The 15,336-nt window shown below is 65.6% G+C and carries 10 protein-coding genes; 5 read left to right on the top strand and 5 right to left on the bottom strand.

The genetic code is table 11. The features are described from left to right. The first annotated feature begins 181 nt into the window (after positions 1-181). Positions 182-2,929 (top strand): TonB-dependent receptor domain-containing protein, encoded by a 2,748-nt coding sequence (locus tag MBENS4_RS18865; RefSeq protein ID WP_159108101.1) that lies wholly within the window; start codon positions 182-184, stop codon positions 2,927-2,929. A gap of 319 nt (positions 2,930-3,248) precedes the next feature. On the opposite strand, the gene MBENS4_RS18860 is transcribed toward MBENS4_RS18865, so the two are convergent. The 3 genes from MBENS4_RS18860 to MBENS4_RS18850 are packed head-to-tail and all read right to left on the bottom strand — an operon-like array spanning position 3,249 to position 6,749. Then, positions 3,249-4,400: an acyl-CoA dehydrogenase family protein gene (locus MBENS4_RS18860; RefSeq protein ID WP_039393676.1), complete on the bottom strand. Its 1,152-nt coding sequence runs from the start codon at positions 4,398-4,400 to the stop codon at positions 3,249-3,251. Positions 4,401-4,428: 28 nt separating this feature from the next. Then, entirely contained in the window at positions 4,429-5,577 is a 1,149-nt protein-coding gene (locus MBENS4_RS18855) for an acyl-CoA dehydrogenase family protein (protein ID WP_039393674.1), read from the bottom strand. Further along, entirely contained in the window at positions 5,574-6,749 is a 1,176-nt protein-coding gene (locus tag MBENS4_RS18850; RefSeq protein ID WP_039393672.1) for a CaiB/BaiF CoA transferase family protein, read from the bottom strand. Before MBENS4_RS18850 ends, MBENS4_RS18855 begins: the two co-directional genes overlap by 4 nt. A gap of 292 nt (positions 6,750-7,041) precedes the next feature. Between MBENS4_RS18850 and MBENS4_RS18845 the strand changes: the two genes are divergently transcribed. The 3 genes from MBENS4_RS18845 to MBENS4_RS18835 are packed head-to-tail and all read left to right on the top strand — an operon-like array spanning position 7,042 to position 11,850. Then, positions 7,042-9,444 (top strand): LuxR C-terminal-related transcriptional regulator, encoded by a 2,403-nt coding sequence (locus MBENS4_RS18845; protein WP_039393670.1) that lies wholly within the window; start codon positions 7,042-7,044, stop codon positions 9,442-9,444. Between the two features lie 44 nt (positions 9,445-9,488). Continuing rightward, complete coding sequence (locus MBENS4_RS18840; RefSeq protein ID WP_039393668.1) at positions 9,489-10,295, top strand: crotonase/enoyl-CoA hydratase family protein; 807 nt, start codon at positions 9,489-9,491, stop codon at positions 10,293-10,295. Position 10,296: 1 nt separating this feature from the next. Continuing rightward, complete coding sequence (locus tag MBENS4_RS18835) at positions 10,297-11,850, top strand: hypothetical protein (RefSeq protein WP_052322543.1); 1,554 nt, start codon at positions 10,297-10,299, stop codon at positions 11,848-11,850. 121 nt (positions 11,851-11,971) lie between these two features. Here the strand turns inward: MBENS4_RS18835 and MBENS4_RS18830 are convergent, their stop codons facing one another. Together MBENS4_RS18830 and MBENS4_RS18825 are read right to left on the bottom strand one after the other, a co-directional pair. After that, positions 11,972-12,589, bottom strand: a complete 618-nt coding sequence (locus MBENS4_RS18830; RefSeq protein WP_039393666.1) for a glutathione S-transferase family protein — start codon at positions 12,587-12,589, stop codon at positions 11,972-11,974. Between the two features lie 4 nt (positions 12,590-12,593). Then, positions 12,594-13,721 (bottom strand): NAD(P)-dependent alcohol dehydrogenase, encoded by a 1,128-nt coding sequence (locus tag MBENS4_RS18825; RefSeq protein ID WP_039395501.1) that lies wholly within the window; start codon positions 13,719-13,721, stop codon positions 12,594-12,596. 152 nt (positions 13,722-13,873) lie between these two features. Here MBENS4_RS18825 and MBENS4_RS18820 point away from each other — a divergent pair, with 152 nt between their 5' ends. Continuing rightward, complete coding sequence (locus MBENS4_RS18820) at positions 13,874-15,304, top strand: aldehyde dehydrogenase family protein (protein WP_039393664.1); 1,431 nt, start codon at positions 13,874-13,876, stop codon at positions 15,302-15,304. The last annotated feature ends 32 nt before the right edge of the window (positions 15,305-15,336 follow it).

Below are 15,336 nucleotides of genomic sequence, written 5' to 3'. Positions count from 1 at the left end.
ACGAACAGCCTGTCGTGAGGATGGTGGTGGGGGCCATGGCTTTCCACGCAGCACGGCGCGCAAGAGTCCCCGACCCGAAAAGGAAAAATGCGGCCCCTACCAAAGAAGGGGCAGAAGGCAGGGCAAACGGCGTATTCGAACCTGGACAAAAATAAACCCGATACCGGGGGAGGAAACCATCGTGAAACTAATCCATGCCCTACTTGCGTCTTCCGTTGCCATTGCGCCTGTGAACGCTCTGGCCCAGGCCGAAGCCACCGATCTTGGCAGTTCGGCGAAGGAGGCCGCGCCTGCAGCCGAAATCGTCGTGACCGGATCGCGCGCGATCACCAACGGGGAACAGGCCCCCACCCCTGTGACGGTCCTGAGCAGCCAGCAATTGCGCAACACCGCGCCCAACCTGGCCGAGGCCTTGCGCCAGCTCCCCCAGCTGACGGCTTCAGGTACGCCCGCGACCCCGAACCCCACAATCGGCGGCGGGCCAAGCACACAGAGCACCGCCGACCTGCGCAACCTTGGCGCCAACCGCACGCTGACGCTTCTGAACGGGCGGCGACCGGCCATCTTCGGCGGATCGGGTCTGGTCGATACAGGCGTGTTTCCGCAGGCGCTGATCTCGCGCGTGGATATCGTCACGGGCGGTGCCTCGTCCGCCTATGGCTCGGACGCGATCTCGGGCGTTGTAAACTACGTTGTCGACACCGATTACCAGGGCCTGACCGCCGAAGCCCGCCATGGCATCTCGACCTACGGCGATGCCGGATCGTACGCCGTGGAAGTGGCGGGAGGCACCAGTTTCGGGGGCGGCCGGGGCCACGTGGTCGCAAGCTTCAACATGAACGGGCAGCAACTGCTTGAGGCCGACCAGCGCGACTACAACCTCATCAGTGCCGCCACGATCCCCAACCCCTTGGCCGGGCAGCCCGGGCAGCCCCAACTTATCTACCGTGAAAACGCGACCATCGCGACAGGCACGTTTGGTGGCCGGATCATCACGCCCGGCCTCAACACGATCCGGTTCGATGCTGCGGGCAATCCGGTTCCCTACACCCCCGGGACCGAGAGCACCGGCGCGCTGCAAGTCGGTGGCGACGGGGCAAGCTATCCCTCGACCCTGGTTGCGCGCACGCGCAACTGGAGCGCCTATGGCCATGCCAAGTACGCCCTGACCGACGACATCGAGGTCTTCGCCGAAGGCAGCTTCGGCCACGCCCGTTCGACATCGCCCAATCTCTACTTCTTCAACCTGGGCGCCAACGGGGCCTATACCGTACGCCGCGACAACGCCTATCTGCCTGAATCGATCGGAGCCCTGATGGACGAGCAGGGGCTGAGCGCGATCCAGCTGGGCAAGATCGACCGCAATTACGGCCGCAACGTCACCTTCTTCGACAGCGACACCTGGAATGCGACGATCGGAGCCAACGCCAACCTGTGGGGCAACTGGAAGCTCGACATCTATGGCTCGCACAGTGTGTCAAAAACCCGGTACGGTGCGCAGAACAATCGCATCCAGGCCCGCTCGCGGCTCGCAACCGATGCCGTGTTTGCCCCCGATGGGGGGATCGTGTGCCGCTCGTCTCTCACCGATCCGGGCAATGGCTGTGTACCGACCAATCCGTTTGGCGAAACCCCTCTCACGCAAGCCCAGCGTGACTACCTGACCGCCACCTCGATCGCGCGCTCCACCACCAAGCAGGACGTGGCGGCATTGTCACTGCACGGCGATGTCGTGGATGCCTGGGCAGGAGCCATCACGGGCGCCGTGGGCGTGGAATACCGCAAGGTCTCGCTCGATCAGGTGGCCGACCCGATCGGGCAGGCAAACGGCTTTACCGCCGGCAACCTCAAGACCAGTTCCGGCAGTTACAACGTGAAGGAGGCATTCGCCGAACTGCAGGTGCCGCTGCTGCGGGACGTGACGCTGGCGCAGGACCTCAGTCTCAACGCCGCGATCCGGCGGACGGACTACAGCACCAGCGGCGCCGTCACCACGTGGAAGGTCGGCCTCACCGATGAAGTGTTCCATGGCTTCCGCCTGCGCGCCAGCCTGTCACAGGACATTCGTGCGCCCAACATCAACGAGCTGTTCGGCGGCGTCGTGCGCGGCGTCACGACCGTCCGCGACCCCAATTTCAACGGAGAGACCTTCCTTAATATCTTCAGCTATTCGGGCAGCAACGCCGATCTGGGGCCGGAGAAGGCGCGCACGCTGACGGCGGGTGCGGTGTACCGGCCCGACTGGCTTCCCGGCTTCGGCCTGTCGGTCGACTACTATCGCATCAAGCTTTCCGACGCGATCACCCAGGTCGCTTTCCAGACGGTGGTCGACCAGTGCGGTGTCGGCAACGCGCTGTTCTGTTCGTTGATCTCGCGCGGCTCGGATGGGCGGATCGTCGAGATCAATGCGCCGCTGCAGAACGTGCAGTCCGCGCGCGTTTCGGGCGTCGACTTCGAGGCCAACTACCAGACCGAAGTGGGCAACGGAGACCTGAACCTGCGGGCACTGGGCACCTATCTCGATCAATACCGATTCTCGAACCCCGGGGCGGCCACGGTCGAGCAGGCGGGTACTCCAACCCTGCCGCGTTGGCGTGCGAACTTCCTTGCCAGCTATACGAACGGTGGCTTCACGATGACCGTGCAGGAACGCTATGTCGGCAAGACGACGCGGGTGGTCCTTCCCACGACGGTCGATGACAACACGGTGAAAAGCGTGTTCTACACCAATCTGACCCTGCGGTATCGCTTCGAGGACGAGCGGATGGGCAGTCCCGAACTGTTCATGAACGTCAACAATCTGTTCAACCAGGCGCCGCGGGTAGGCCAGACCAACTCGCTGAATCTGGGCTTTGCGCGGATGTACGACGGGGCGCTGTACGACATCGTCGGCCGCTTCTTCACCGTGGGCGCACGGGTCCGTTTCTAGGCTCAGGACCCGTCCGAGACGTCTGGGCGCGGATGTCCGCTCGCCAGGATCGCACGGGCCCGTATCGCCCCATGCTCAAACCTGCTTGCGTGGGAGGGTGCATGGGGCGATTGAGCGCGGTGTACGTGGGGCCTTAGCGGGACGAGGCGGGCAGTTCCTTGAACGGAAAGGAACCTGCCATGACTGTCTCGATCAGCCCGCTGCGCCAGCAGATGCAGCACAAGAGCGGGCAGGGAACGCCGGGGACTGGATCAGAGCTTCTGCTGGAGCGGACAATGGAAGGCAAAAGGAACTGGATCGATGGATCGATATCCCGGCATCAAGTGCGCGCAAGGCCTCTGCCAAGTATCTCGCGCATGATCTCGCTGCTTCCCCCATAGATCCGCCGCACGCGCGCGTCTCGCCAGATTCGGGCGATGGGAAACTCGTTCATGTAGCCAGCGCCGCCATGCGCCTGGAGAGCGTTGTCACAGGCCTGCCACTGCATCTCGCTGTGCCACAGCTTGGCCGCGGCGGCCTCCTCCGCGGTCAGACGGCCGGCCAGATGGCGCTGGACCAGCCAGTCCAGGTGGGCCCAGCCCACCTGCAGTTGGGCTGCGATGTCGGCGAGCGTGAAGCGGGTGTTCTGGAAATCGAGAACGGGCTGCCCGAAGGCGGTGCGCTCACGGGTAAAGGCCAGCGCCTCGTCGAAGGCGCGCTGCGCGGCGGCCTGCGCGGAAACGGCGATGCTCAGCCGCTCTTGCGGCAATTCGTCGAAGAGGTGGGCCATCGCACGGTTTTCCTCCCCCACGAGATTTCCGACCGGCACGCGCACGTTTTCGAAGGCAAGTTCGGACGTATCGGCCATCCAGTGCCCAATCTTGTCGAGGTTGCGACCGCGCGTGAAGCCGGGGCGGTCCGCTTCGACCAGGATCAGCGAAAAACCCTGGCCGCCGGCTTCGGGATCGGTCCGGCACACCACGAAGATGATGTCGGCGTTCTGACCGTTGGTGATGTAGGTCTTGGCGCCGTTGATCACGTAGTCCGATCCTTCGCGTCGCGCCCGTGTGCGCAGACCCTTGAGGTCCGATCCGGCCTGGGGTTCGGTCATGGCGATCGCCGCGATCACTTCTCCTGTGACCATGCCCGGCAGCCAGCGTTCCTTGAGTTCAGGCCCGGCGTGGTGAAGCAGGTAGGGCATGGTGATGTCTGATTGCAGCGTGATGCCGTCGGCCATCATCGCATAGGACACCTCCTCGTTGACCACCGTGTTGAAACGGAAGTCGAGGTTGAGGCCCCCGTATTCGGCAGGGACCCCGGGGCATAGTATTCCGGCCTCGCCGGCCTTGCGCCAGAAATCGCGCGCGATGCGTCCGCACGCCTCGAACTCGGGTATGCGAGGGGTGAATTCTCGGGCGAGGAAGCGCCGAATGCTCGCGCGGAAGGCGTGAAGGTCTTCGTCGAAGAGTAGGCTCTCGGAGCGGTCGAGCATTGGGGGGGGCTCCCTGGAAGGACGGACGTCAGTTGCGGGGCAGGGTGCCTTCCAGCTTGGCAATGATGGTCAGCATGATCTCGTCCGCGCCCCCGCCAATCGAACTCAGGCGCCCGTCGCGGTAGAACTGGGAGACGTAGTTGTCGGCGGTGTAGCCCATGCCGCCCCAGTACTGGAGGCAGGAATCGCTGACTTCGCGCATCAGGCGCCCGGACTTGAGTTTGGCCATCGAGGCGAGCCGCGTCACCTCATTACCCGCGACGTACTCGTCCACGCCGCGATAGGTCAGCGCGCGTAGCGCCTCGACCTCGCTGCGCAGTTCGGCGAGGCGGAAATGGATCGCCTGGTTGTCGAGCAGGGCCTTGCCGAAGACCTTGCGCTGGCGGGTGTATTCGATCGTCTCGTCGATCATCCGGTCGAGCGTGCGCAGGTTTCGCGCCGCACCCCAGAGGCGTTCCTCCTGGAATTGCTGCATCTGGTAGACGAACCCCTTGCCCTCCTCGCCGATGAGGTTGCGGCGCGGCACGCGCACATCGTCGAAGAAGAGTTGGGCCGTATCCGAGGACAGCATGCCCATCTTGTCGATCTTGGCCCGGGTAATGCCGGGCAGGTCGAGGGGAACGATGATCAGGCTCTTGTTGCGGTGGACCGGTCCATCGCCGGTGTTGACGAGAAGACAGCACCAGTCGGCCTGGAGGCCATTGGTGATCCACATCTTGGTGCCATTGATGACGTAGTCGTCGCCGTCAATTCGGGCGCTGGTGCGCAGCGAGGCGACGTCCGATCCCGCGCCAGGCTCGCTTACCCCAATGCAGCCCACCAGTGTTCCGGCGATGGTCGGGGCAAGGTATTCGGCCTTGAGTTCGCTCGAGCCGAAGCGGGCCAGGGCGGGCGTACACATGTCGGTCTGCACCCCGATGCCCAGCGGCACGCCGCCGCAATTGGCCTCGCCCAGCGCCTCGGCCATGACCAGCGAATAGGTGAAGTCGAGACCAAGCCCGCCGTAGTCCTCCTCGTACTTGATGCCAAGCAGGCCCAGTTCGCCCAGCTTGGGGAACAATTCGTGCGCGGGGAACATGCCGGCGCGCTCCCACTCGGGCACGTGGGGGTTGATCTCTTCGCGGACGAAACGCTGCACGGTCTCGGCCATCAGGCGGTGTTCATCGGTGAGGATCATGGCATCTGCTCCGGTTCGAGGCCGAGTTCGTGCGCGACGCTGGCCGAATGTTCGCCGATCCGCGGTGCATGGCAAACCTCCTCGGGGCATCCGGCGGAGAAGCGGACCGGCCCGCGCACTTCGCGGTAGGTGCCCTCGCTGGGGTGTTCGCGCTCGCGGAAGAGGCCTGAAGCGGCCAGCTGGGGGTCTTCGAGCAGGTCGTGCAGCGAGTTGATCCGGCTGGCCGGAATGCTGTTTTCCGCGAACAGCGCGAGCCATTCCGCGGTGGTCCGCTCGGGCAGGCGCGAGGCCAGCGCGGTGTAGAGTCGGTCGGCGTTTTCACGTCGTGACATGAGGTCGGTAAGTCCCGGTTCCTCGAGAATCTCGGACATATCGAGAAGTTCGAAGACACGGATCCAGCGGTTGTCCTGATAGGGGGCGACGACGATGTAGCCATCCTTGGTGGGCAAGGGCTGTCGGGTCGGATCGAGCTGGCGGGTGTAGCCGATCGGGCCGATCGGCGGCACAAAGGTCTCCTCGTAGAGGTGATCCAGCAGGTTGAAGCTGACCAGCGATTCCAGCATCGGAACCTCCACCATCTGGCCCTCACCGGTGCGCAGCCGGTGGATGATCGCGGCGAGGACGGCATAAGCGCCATGCAGGCCCGATACCTTGTCGGCCATGGCCATCGGTACGAAGCGAGGCGCGGGATTGGCGTCCACCATCGGCAGCAGCGAGGCGATGCCCGAGGCCGCCTGGATGATGTCGTCATAGGCCGGCTGACCGGAACTCGGGCCACGCGTATCGAAGCCGGTGCATTGCACGTAGACGATGTCCGGACGCAGCGCGCGCACGGTTTCGTAATCGAGCTGCGCGCGTTCGGTGGCGTCGGGACGAATGTTGTGGATCAGCACGTCGCTCGTCGATATCAGGCGTTCGAGTGCATGGCGTCCCTTCGGCGTCTTGATGTCCCAGTCGACTGACCGCTTGCCCCGGTTCATGCGCAAGTGCAATCCGCCCATGAGTTTGGTGTGCGACGACTTGCCGATGTTGCGCGAGGCATCGCCGCCGCGTGGTTCGACCTTGATTACGTCGGCGCCGAGGTCAGCCAGGATCTGCGTGCAATAAGGGCCGAAGATCACGCTCGTCATGTCCGTGATCCGGATCCCCTCGAGAATCGCTTTTTGCTTCATGTCCGAGCCGGTCCTTTCGATCCGCTTCTCTGCTGTAATGTCTTTGGGCATGGGCCCGGGTGCTTCGGCCAGCGGCGATGGAACGAGGCGGTCGGGAAGGGCCGGCGAAGGTGCTTCGCGGCGCGGTCTTTCCTCATCCCCATCGGTGCGTGCTGGTGGCTCGCACAGTCTTGAGTGACCTGATCGCCGCTCTTCACACCGCCTGCCCCCTCCTTTGGGAGGGGTGGTTGCTTGCAATTCATGATTACCTGGTTTCAGATGCATCGCCAGAGAACAAGAACGGGAGAGTCAGATGCGGATCGAGGCGGAACTGCGCCCTGCGTCCAGCCAGAGCGCCTTGGACAAGTTGATGGCGGCGCGCGCGCGCCTGGTCGTCGTTGCGGCCCCGGCGGGCTATGGCAAATCGGCGTTGCTTCAATCGTTCGCCGATAGCCTGGGCATGCGGATCGAGGGGCCCGTCAGCCGGGGGCCCGGCGTCCGCATCGTGGACGATGGCGCCTATCTTGACGCCGCACGCGTCCACACGTTGATTGGCGAGGGCGAGACTGGCGAACGTGTCGTGCTTGCGAGCCGCAACCTGCCTCCGATCGACTGGCTCTCGTTGCAGATGAGCGGCAAGGCGCAGGTTGTCGGGGTGGAGGATATGCGCCTCGGACTTGGCGAAACGTCCGCTTTGCTGGAGGGGCGTGTTTCGGGAAGCGACGATCTCGCCCGCCGTCTGCACCAGGACACCGCTGGTTGGCCCGCAGCGGCGCTTGCCGGTGTCGAGATCCTGCGATCGCGCGATCGCGGGGCCGATCCTGCCGCTCCCTTGCTGCAGGGTGCGGCGGCGCGCGGTTTCTTCCGCACCTTCGTCGACGATGTGCTTCCGGCTGACCTCGTGGCGTTCCTGTCGCGGTGCGCGGTCTTCGACCTGCTTTCCAAGGATCTTGTCGAAGTGGCCTTCAGCACACGGGGAGCCGCCGATTTTCTGCGCTGTCGCGACGAGTTCATGCTCTTTGTGCCAAGTGAGCGGGATGGGTTCCTGAAGCTGCCTCCGGCGTTGCGGCGCCACTTCAACCGCGTCCACCCGGTCGCGCCTGAGGACGACGCGCAGGCGCTTCTGGCCACGATCAGCTGGCACGAGGCGCAGGGCCTGGAAGATGTCGCGATCGACTATCTCCTGCGGATGGATCTCGCCGAGGAGGCCGCACGGCTTCTGGCTCTCCACGCCCCACGCATCCGGCGCCAGCAGGGGGATAGTCCCAAGATGCTGGGCTGGCTGGAAAGCGTGGAGCATAAGGGCGGGTACCTCGGGCACGAGCTGCAACTGTGGTACGTGCGCGCGCTGGCCTTCTCGATGCGGCTCGACGAGGCCGAGGCACGGCTCGAACGGATCGTGCCGCAACTGGCCGAAGGCGACGATGCCGCGATGGCCTTCGCCGAACGCCTGCGCATCACCGTGGCGGCGCGACGCGGGGACGCGGAGCAGACCCGCCAACTCTCCCAGGACTGGCTCGACCGCTGGGCCAACGACGATGCGCTGCAGGCCGCGGGCGTCGCGATCATGTACGCCCTTGCCCACGGCTATGCCTTCGACGAACGCGCCTGTCGCCGCATGTTGCTCATGGCGCGTCACTATTCGACCCAGTCCGCCAACGAGGCGGGCAACGTCTGGGCCATGGGGATCGAGGCGCTGACCGAGCTGGATGGCGGGCGGGCGCAACTGGCGCTCGACATTATCGAGCGGGCCGAGAGCCATGCCCAGAGCGCGTGCGGACGCAATTCGACCGTGGCCAAGATGCTTGGGCTGATTTCTGCGACGGTCCAGCTCGAACTCGACAATTTCGAGGCGGTGAAAGATGGGCTTGACCACGGCTATGCGACCAGCAGCTATGGTCTGCCGCGCCTGCACATCGCTGCGCAGGAGGCGATGACGGCATCTGTCGAGCACAGCCAGGGCATCAACGCCGCGCTCCTATCGGTGCACCAGGACGGCATCCATGGCTGGTTCTATTCGCATATGGGCCAGCTGCTCGGGGTCCGGATGTTGATCCGTGCAGGCCGCGTGGAAGAAGCCAGCACGCGTTTCGATGCGGTCCGCGATGCGATGGCTAACCGGATGGATGCGCGCATGGAACTCGATTTCCAGGCCGTCGAAGCCTGGCTCCGTTTCGCGCACGGGGATGCGGCCGGGGCCCGCGAATTGCTTCTGCCCCTGATCGATTTCGCCGAACTCCATGGGCAACGCCGCTGGATGACGTCGCTGATGTTGCTGCGCGCCGCCTGCGAATGGGCGCTGGGCGAACTGGGAACCGCGCGGCGCTGCTTCTCGCGTGCCATCGCGGTGGCGGCGTCAGGCCAATTGCTGCGCACCGTGCTCGATCTTGAATGGGCGCTGCGCGCGATGATCGCGCACATGGTCGTCGACGATCAGATCAGCACCCAGTCGCGTCATTTCATGGCCAACGTAATGGCGCGCATGGGCATGACCCCGCCCGAAGATGCCGAAGCGGCCCCGCTCGAAAAGCTGACTGCGCGCGAGGCCGAAGTGCTGATGGCGCTCGACAGCGGGATGATCGCCCGTGACATCGCCGATCGGCTCGACGTCTCGCTGTGCACACTCAAGTGGCACATCAAGAACGTCTACGGGAAGCTCGGCGTCCGAAACCGGACTGGGGCCATTACCGTGGCGCGCCGGTTCGGTCTTATCTGAACGGCCCGTCGGCCAACCGCCAATCCCCCGGAAGGAACTCCCGCATGTCCACCCTACCGCCATCCTCGTGCGAGGTCCTCGTCGCGCGCGAGGCGAATGTCATGGTCGTTACTCTCAACCGCCCACAGGCAATGAACGCGATCACGGCCGATGTCGCCTTGCAGGTCGGGGAAGCACTCGAGGCAGCCGAAGCCGATCCCGAAGTGCGCTGTATCGTGCTGACCGGCTCGGGTGAGCGTGCCTTCTGCGCGGGCATGGACCTCAAAGCGGCGGCGCGCGGCGAGCGGCCCGTCCCGCCCGGCGAGCGTGAGGCCTGGGGGTTTGCCGGGATCGTTTCGCATCCGCTGTCCAAACCGCTCATTGCCGCGGTCAATGGCTTCGCGGTGGGGGGAGGAACGGAGATCGTGCTGGCCTGCGACATCGCAGTGGCCGCCGAGACCGCGAATTTCGGTCTGCCCGAAGTGAAGCGCGGTATTCTGGCGGCCGCCGGCGGCGCCTTCCGTCTGCCGCGCGCGATCGGTTCGAAGGCGGCCATGGAATTGCTGCTGACGGGGGACACCATTGACGCGTACCGGGCGCGCGACCTTGGCCTCGTCAACCGGGTCGTTGCGCGTGAGGAGGTAATGGGCGAAGCTCTTGCGATCGCCCGCCGCATTGCGGCGAACGCGCCGCTGGCGGTGCAGGCCACGAAGCGCATCGCCCGCGGCTACATGCCGGAGGGAGTGCCGGACGAGGCCGCGGACTGGGCCCTTTCCCACCGTGAGATGGCGGCGATCCGGACCAGCGAGGACGCGCGCGAGGGCGCGCTGGCCTTCGCCGAGAAGCGCGCGCCGGTCTGGAAGGGGCGCTGACATGGCGTCGACCACCGCTCGGCTCGATGATCGGACGCCCGTTCTCATCGGCGCGGGACAGAGCGTCGATCGCATCGAGGCACCTGATTACCATGCCTGGTCCGGCGTCGATCTCGCCGCCGAGGCCGCGCGACTGGCCTTTGCGGATGCCGGTCTCGACCCGGCGCTCGCGGCGCGCCTTGATGTGATCGCGACCACGCGCACCTTCGAGGATACGCTCGGCCTGCCGGCCCCCTTCGGCAAGTCGTCGAATTATCCGCGCTCGGTTGCGCAGCGTCTCGGAGCGAACCCGGCCCGGGCGGTTTGGGAAAAGGCGGGCGGCAACACGCCCCAGGACCTCGTCGGCGAATTCTGCGCGGAAATCGCGGGGGGGCAGGCCGATCTCGTTCTGCTCGCGGGGGGAGAGGCGATCTCGACCGCGCGACATGCCCGGAAGACCGGGGCGCAGCTCGACTTTACGGAGGCTCCGGAAGGGGAGGTGGAGGATCGCGGCGCGGGGCTGGAGGGCTGGCGCGATCCGCTGGCCGCGCGTCATGGTGTGGCGAGCCCGACGCTTGCCTACGCCCTTGCTGAGAACGCGCGGCGCGCGGCGCGTGGGGAGAGCCGGGGGGACTATGCCACCGCGATGGCCGGGCTCTTTGCCCCGTTCGTCCCGGTTGCGCGCGCGAATCCGTATTCCGCAGCGGTCGTCGGCCATGTCGATGCGGCCCGCCTTGGCGAAGCGCACGCGCACAACCGCTGGATCGCCGATCCCTACACGCTGCAACTCGTGGCCCGCGATCTCGTCAATCAGGGGGCGGCGCTGCTCTTGGCTTCGCGCGGTGCCGCGCGTGCAATGGGCGTGCGCGAGGAGGCGATGGTCTATCTTCACGGCCATGCCCGCGGGGTGGAAAAATCCCTGTTGAGCCGTCCCGACATGGGCGCGGCCCCCTCGGCCGTTGCGGCCTGCCGCACTGCACTCGCGCAGGCGGGAATTGCAGTCGGAGAGGTGGCGGGCTTCGATTTCTACAGCTGCTTCCCGATCGCCGTGTCCAACGCCGCTCTCGACGGGCTGGGCCTTGCCCCTGACGACCCTCGTGGGCTCACTTTGACCGGGGGTCTGCCGTTCTTCGGAGGGCCGGGCAACGGCTATTCGCTGCACGCCATTGCCGAAGCCGTGGCCTTCGCACGCCGCGCGCCCGGATGTGCCGCGCTTGTCGGTGCGAACGGTGGTTACCTGTCCAAATACAGCGCCGGGATCTACAGCACCGAACCGCGCGGGTGGCTGGCGCAGGACAGCAGGGAGCTCCAGGCGGACCTAGATGCGGTGCCTGGGCTCGTCCCCCTGGAAACCTACGCCGGTGACGCGCAGGTCGAAACCTATACGGTTCAGCACGATCGCGAAGGTCCAGCCTATGCCGTCGTCGTTGCGCGGACCGCGGAGGGCGCACGCCTTATCGCGCGTAGCCCCACCGACCGGCGCGACGCGGCGCACGTAGCCCACGAAAGCGATCCCCTCGGGCGCACGATCCGCGTCACCTGTGAGGATGGGATCAACACGTTCGCGTTTGTCTGAACCGCGCTCACGCCCGGCAGGGCTGTGGCGCACAGAGCGAAGGCCGGAGCTACTCAGCTGCGGCCTTCGTTCTATCGTTCTGTGCCGGCTCTCGACGTGAAGCCGGAACTGGGATGGTGGGCTATTCGGTTTCCTGGCGTGCCAGCGCGCGCTGGAAGGCGTCCCGTGCGGTCAAACGCTCAAGATAGTCAACCTGGGCAGGGCTGAGGACCTCATCGATGCCGATCCGGCGTGCCAGCATGAGGGCATAACCCGTCGAGATGTCGGCAATCGTGAAATCCGCACCGGCAGCATGGGCTCCCCGCTGCAACTGTCCATCGAGCCAGCGCAGGCGCGAGCGGAAGAACAGACGGTAGTCTTCGGCGGCCTGCGGGAGGCGGCGCTCGGCCGGTTCGAAGCGCGAATAGCGAAGGTAGACGGCCTGGGGGAAGGTGAGCGTTGCCTCGCCGTGGTGGAGTGCGTTGAGATAGTCTCCATAGCGCGGGTCATGCGGCGCCACGGCCAGTCCCGCGTCGGGATGCCGCTCGGCCAGATATTGGCAGATCGCCGCGGATTCGGTCATCCGTGTCGCACCGTCCACCAGCAGTGGGATCGTGCCCAGCGGATTTTCCTCCTTGAAGGAAGGCGTCGTCGCGCGGGGCGGGAAGGGCATCGTGACCAGCTCGTATGCCACGCCCACTTCCTCCAGCGCCCAGAGGGCGCGGAAGGAGCGGGTGAAATTGGAATGGAAGAGTTTCATCGCGTCAACTTTCTTCGGCGCAATCGGCATCGGGCAGCAGCACGACTTTGATACATTCACCTCGGGCCTGTGCGGCGATCGCCTCATTGATCTGTGACAGGGGGAAAGTGCGGATCAGTCGATCAAAGGGAAAGCGTCCCGCCTCGCGCAGTGCGATCAGTTCCGGGATGAAGGTCTTCTGGTCACTGTCGCCTTCGACCACGCCGATCACGCGGTGCCCGCGCAGCATTGTGCGCGAGAGCGGCAGGGGGATGGTCGCGGCGGCATCGTGGGGAACCCCCAGAAGCGCCAGCGTGCCGTGCACGGCAAGCGAATCGAGCGCGCCTGTGGCCACGTCGGGACGGCCGGTGGTATCCACGATGTAGTCGGCGCCGCCCGGAAGGAGTGCGAGGATCTGCTCGGTGAGGGGCCCGGCAAGCGGGTCGATCGTCGCGCTGGCCCCCAGTTCCATTGCGAGCGCACGCCGCTCTGCCATCGGTTCGACCAGGACGATCTTCGCGCAGCCCTGCACCGATCCCGCCATCAGCGCAGAGAGCCCGACCGAACCGCCGCCCACGACGACGAGGCTTGAACCCGCCGCGCACGCCAATGCGCGCATGACTGCGCCTGCACCGGTCTGGATTCCGCAGCCCAGCGGACCAAGGAGCGACAGGTCGAGCGATGTTTCGGGTACCTTTACAAGGTTACCCGCACGCGTGACCGCGTGGCGCGCGAACGAGGATTGGCCGAAGAAGTGCGAGGCGACCTTGGTATCCCCTCGCCGGTAGGCCGTGGTCCCGTCGCGCCGCGAGCCAATGAAGTTGAGCGGGGCAAAATCCGCGCAGTAACCGGGCAGGCCTTCGTCGCAGCGGGGGCAGGCCTCGCAGCTCGAGAAGCCCAGGATCACGGCGTCGCCGGGAGCGAAATCGGTGACCTCGCTGCCGATGGAAACGACGATTCCGGCACCTTCGTGGCCGAGCACGGCGGGCATGGGGTAGGGCCTGTGACCTTCGGCGAAAACGATGTCCGAGTGGCACAGCCCCACACCCTCGATCCTGACCACGACCTCGTCGGCGCGTGGCTCTTCCACCATCACGTCCTGAAGGACGAATTCGTCACCTGCTCTTTCGAGCACCGCTGCGCGCGTTTCCATGAACCTCTCCTTGGTGTCGGGCATGAATGCCCCATCTTGCTGACGAAAAGGCCTATCGCTTCACTTGCCGCGCTTGCCCCTCCTTTGGGAGGGGGCATGCCGGGATGGGAGGAGGCTTAAACACGGGAAACGCGAAGAAAAGGGCGAGGACCATGAATTCGGAAAGCGACTACGCGATGCTGATCGACGGGAAGCGCGTGGCAACGGGGCAGGGCACCTGCGGGGTGACGAACCCCGCGACCGGCGAAGAAATCGCCCGGGTGCCCGATTGCAGCGACGAACAGCTCGACGAGGCCATCGCCGCTGCACGTGCCGCCTTCCCCGCCTGGTCGGCGCTCGACCTGAACGAACGTCGTGCCCGTCTGGTAGCTTTCGCCGAAGCGATTCTTGCCCAGACCGCGCCGCTGGCGCGATTGCTCACACAGGAACAGGGCAAGCCCCTCCACGAGGCAGAGCGCGAGGTCATGGGCTGCGCGGGCTGGCTCAAGGGGGTCTGCGCGCTCGACCTGCCCGAAGAAGTCAACGAGGACACCGAAACCCGCCTCAGTGTGACCCAGCGCGTGCCGCTGGGAGTGGTCGGCGCGATCGTGCCGTGGAATTTCCCACTGCTCCTGGCGATGTTCAAGATCGGTCCGGCCCTCGTCACGGGCAATACGATGGTGCTCAAGCCCTCGCCCTTTACGCCTCTCACGACCTTGCGCATGGCCGAGCTTTCGCGCGGGATACTGCCCGACGGGGTGCTCAACGTGATCTGCGGCGAGGACCGCCTCGGTCCGGCCATGACCGCGCATCCGGGGGTCGACAAGATCAGCTTTACCGGCTCCACGGCGACGGGACGACGGGTGATGGGCTCCTCCGCCGCGACGCTTAAGCGCGTGACGCTCGAACTGGGTGGGAACGATGCCGCAATCGTCCTGCCCGACGCCGATGTCGAACGCATCGCCCCGGACCTGTTCTGGGCCGCGTTTCGCAACAACGGACAGATCTGCATCGCCACCAAGCGCCTTTACGTCCACCGCAGCGTCTACCCGCGCCTCAAGGAGGCCCTCGTTGCCTATGCCAGGACGGTGCGTCTCGGCGATGGCACCGAGCAGGGCGTAGGGCTCGGTCCGCTCAACAACAAGCCGCAGTTCGATCGGGTCCGGGACCTACTCGAGGACAGCCGGGCGCAAGGGCACAGCTTCCTATTCGAGGCGGCCGGCGACGTCCCGGCCAACGGCTATTTCGTTCCCGTGACGCTGATCGACAACCCGCCCGAAGAGGCTCGGATCGTCCAGGAAGAGCAGTTCGGCCCGGTTCTGCCAATCCTCGTCTACGAGGATGTCGAGGAGGCAATCGCGCGCGCCAACGCCAGTGAATACGGCCTTGGCTGTTCGATATGGGGCAGCGACGAGGAGGCCGCCGCGGCCGTTGCCGCGCGGATCCAGAGCGGTACGGTATGGATCAACGAGACGCAGTACCTTTCCCCCTTCGCCTCGTTCGGCGGGTGGAAGCAGTCGGGTGTCGGCACCGAGGGCGGGCGTGAAGGGCTTGTGGAATACACCGTACCGCGCACCATCGTCCGCCGCCGGGCATCGGCGTGAGGCGCATGATGCGCAACCTTCCCAGGTCCGCA

Source organism: Novosphingobium sp. MBES04 (assembly GCF_000813185.1).
In the GTDB taxonomy this organism is placed as follows: domain Bacteria; phylum Pseudomonadota; class Alphaproteobacteria; order Sphingomonadales; family Sphingomonadaceae; genus Novosphingobium; species Novosphingobium decolorationis.
Note: the sequence above shows the minus strand (reverse complement) of the source record. Positions and strands in the feature narration are given on the sequence as shown.

What these genes read in the sequence shown, in the direction of transcription:
- MBENS4_RS18860 (WP_039393676.1), bottom strand. Translation starts at nt 4,400, where the DNA reads ATGCTCGACCGCTCCGAGAGCCTACTCTTCGACGAAGACCTTCACGCC.
- MBENS4_RS18855 (WP_039393674.1), bottom strand. Translation starts at nt 5,577, where the DNA reads ATGATCCTCACCGATGAACACCGCCTGATGGCCGAGACCGTGCAGCGT.
- MBENS4_RS18850 (WP_039393672.1), bottom strand. Translation starts at nt 6,749, where the DNA reads ATGAAGCAAAAAGCGATTCTCGAGGGGATCCGGATCACGGACATGACG.
- MBENS4_RS18845 (WP_039393670.1), top strand. Translation starts at nt 7,042, where the DNA reads ATGCGGATCGAGGCGGAACTGCGCCCTGCGTCCAGCCAGAGCGCCTTG.
- MBENS4_RS18840 (WP_039393668.1), top strand. Translation starts at nt 9,489, where the DNA reads ATGTCCACCCTACCGCCATCCTCGTGCGAGGTCCTCGTCGCGCGCGAG.
- MBENS4_RS18835 (WP_052322543.1), top strand. Translation starts at nt 10,297, where the DNA reads ATGGCGTCGACCACCGCTCGGCTCGATGATCGGACGCCCGTTCTCATC.
- MBENS4_RS18830 (WP_039393666.1), bottom strand. Translation starts at nt 12,589, where the DNA reads ATGAAACTCTTCCATTCCAATTTCACCCGCTCCTTCCGCGCCCTCTGG.
- MBENS4_RS18825 (WP_039395501.1), bottom strand. Translation starts at nt 13,721, where the DNA reads ATGGAAACGCGCGCAGCGGTGCTCGAAAGAGCAGGTGACGAATTCGTC.
- MBENS4_RS18820 (WP_039393664.1), top strand. Translation starts at nt 13,874, where the DNA reads ATGAATTCGGAAAGCGACTACGCGATGCTGATCGACGGGAAGCGCGTG.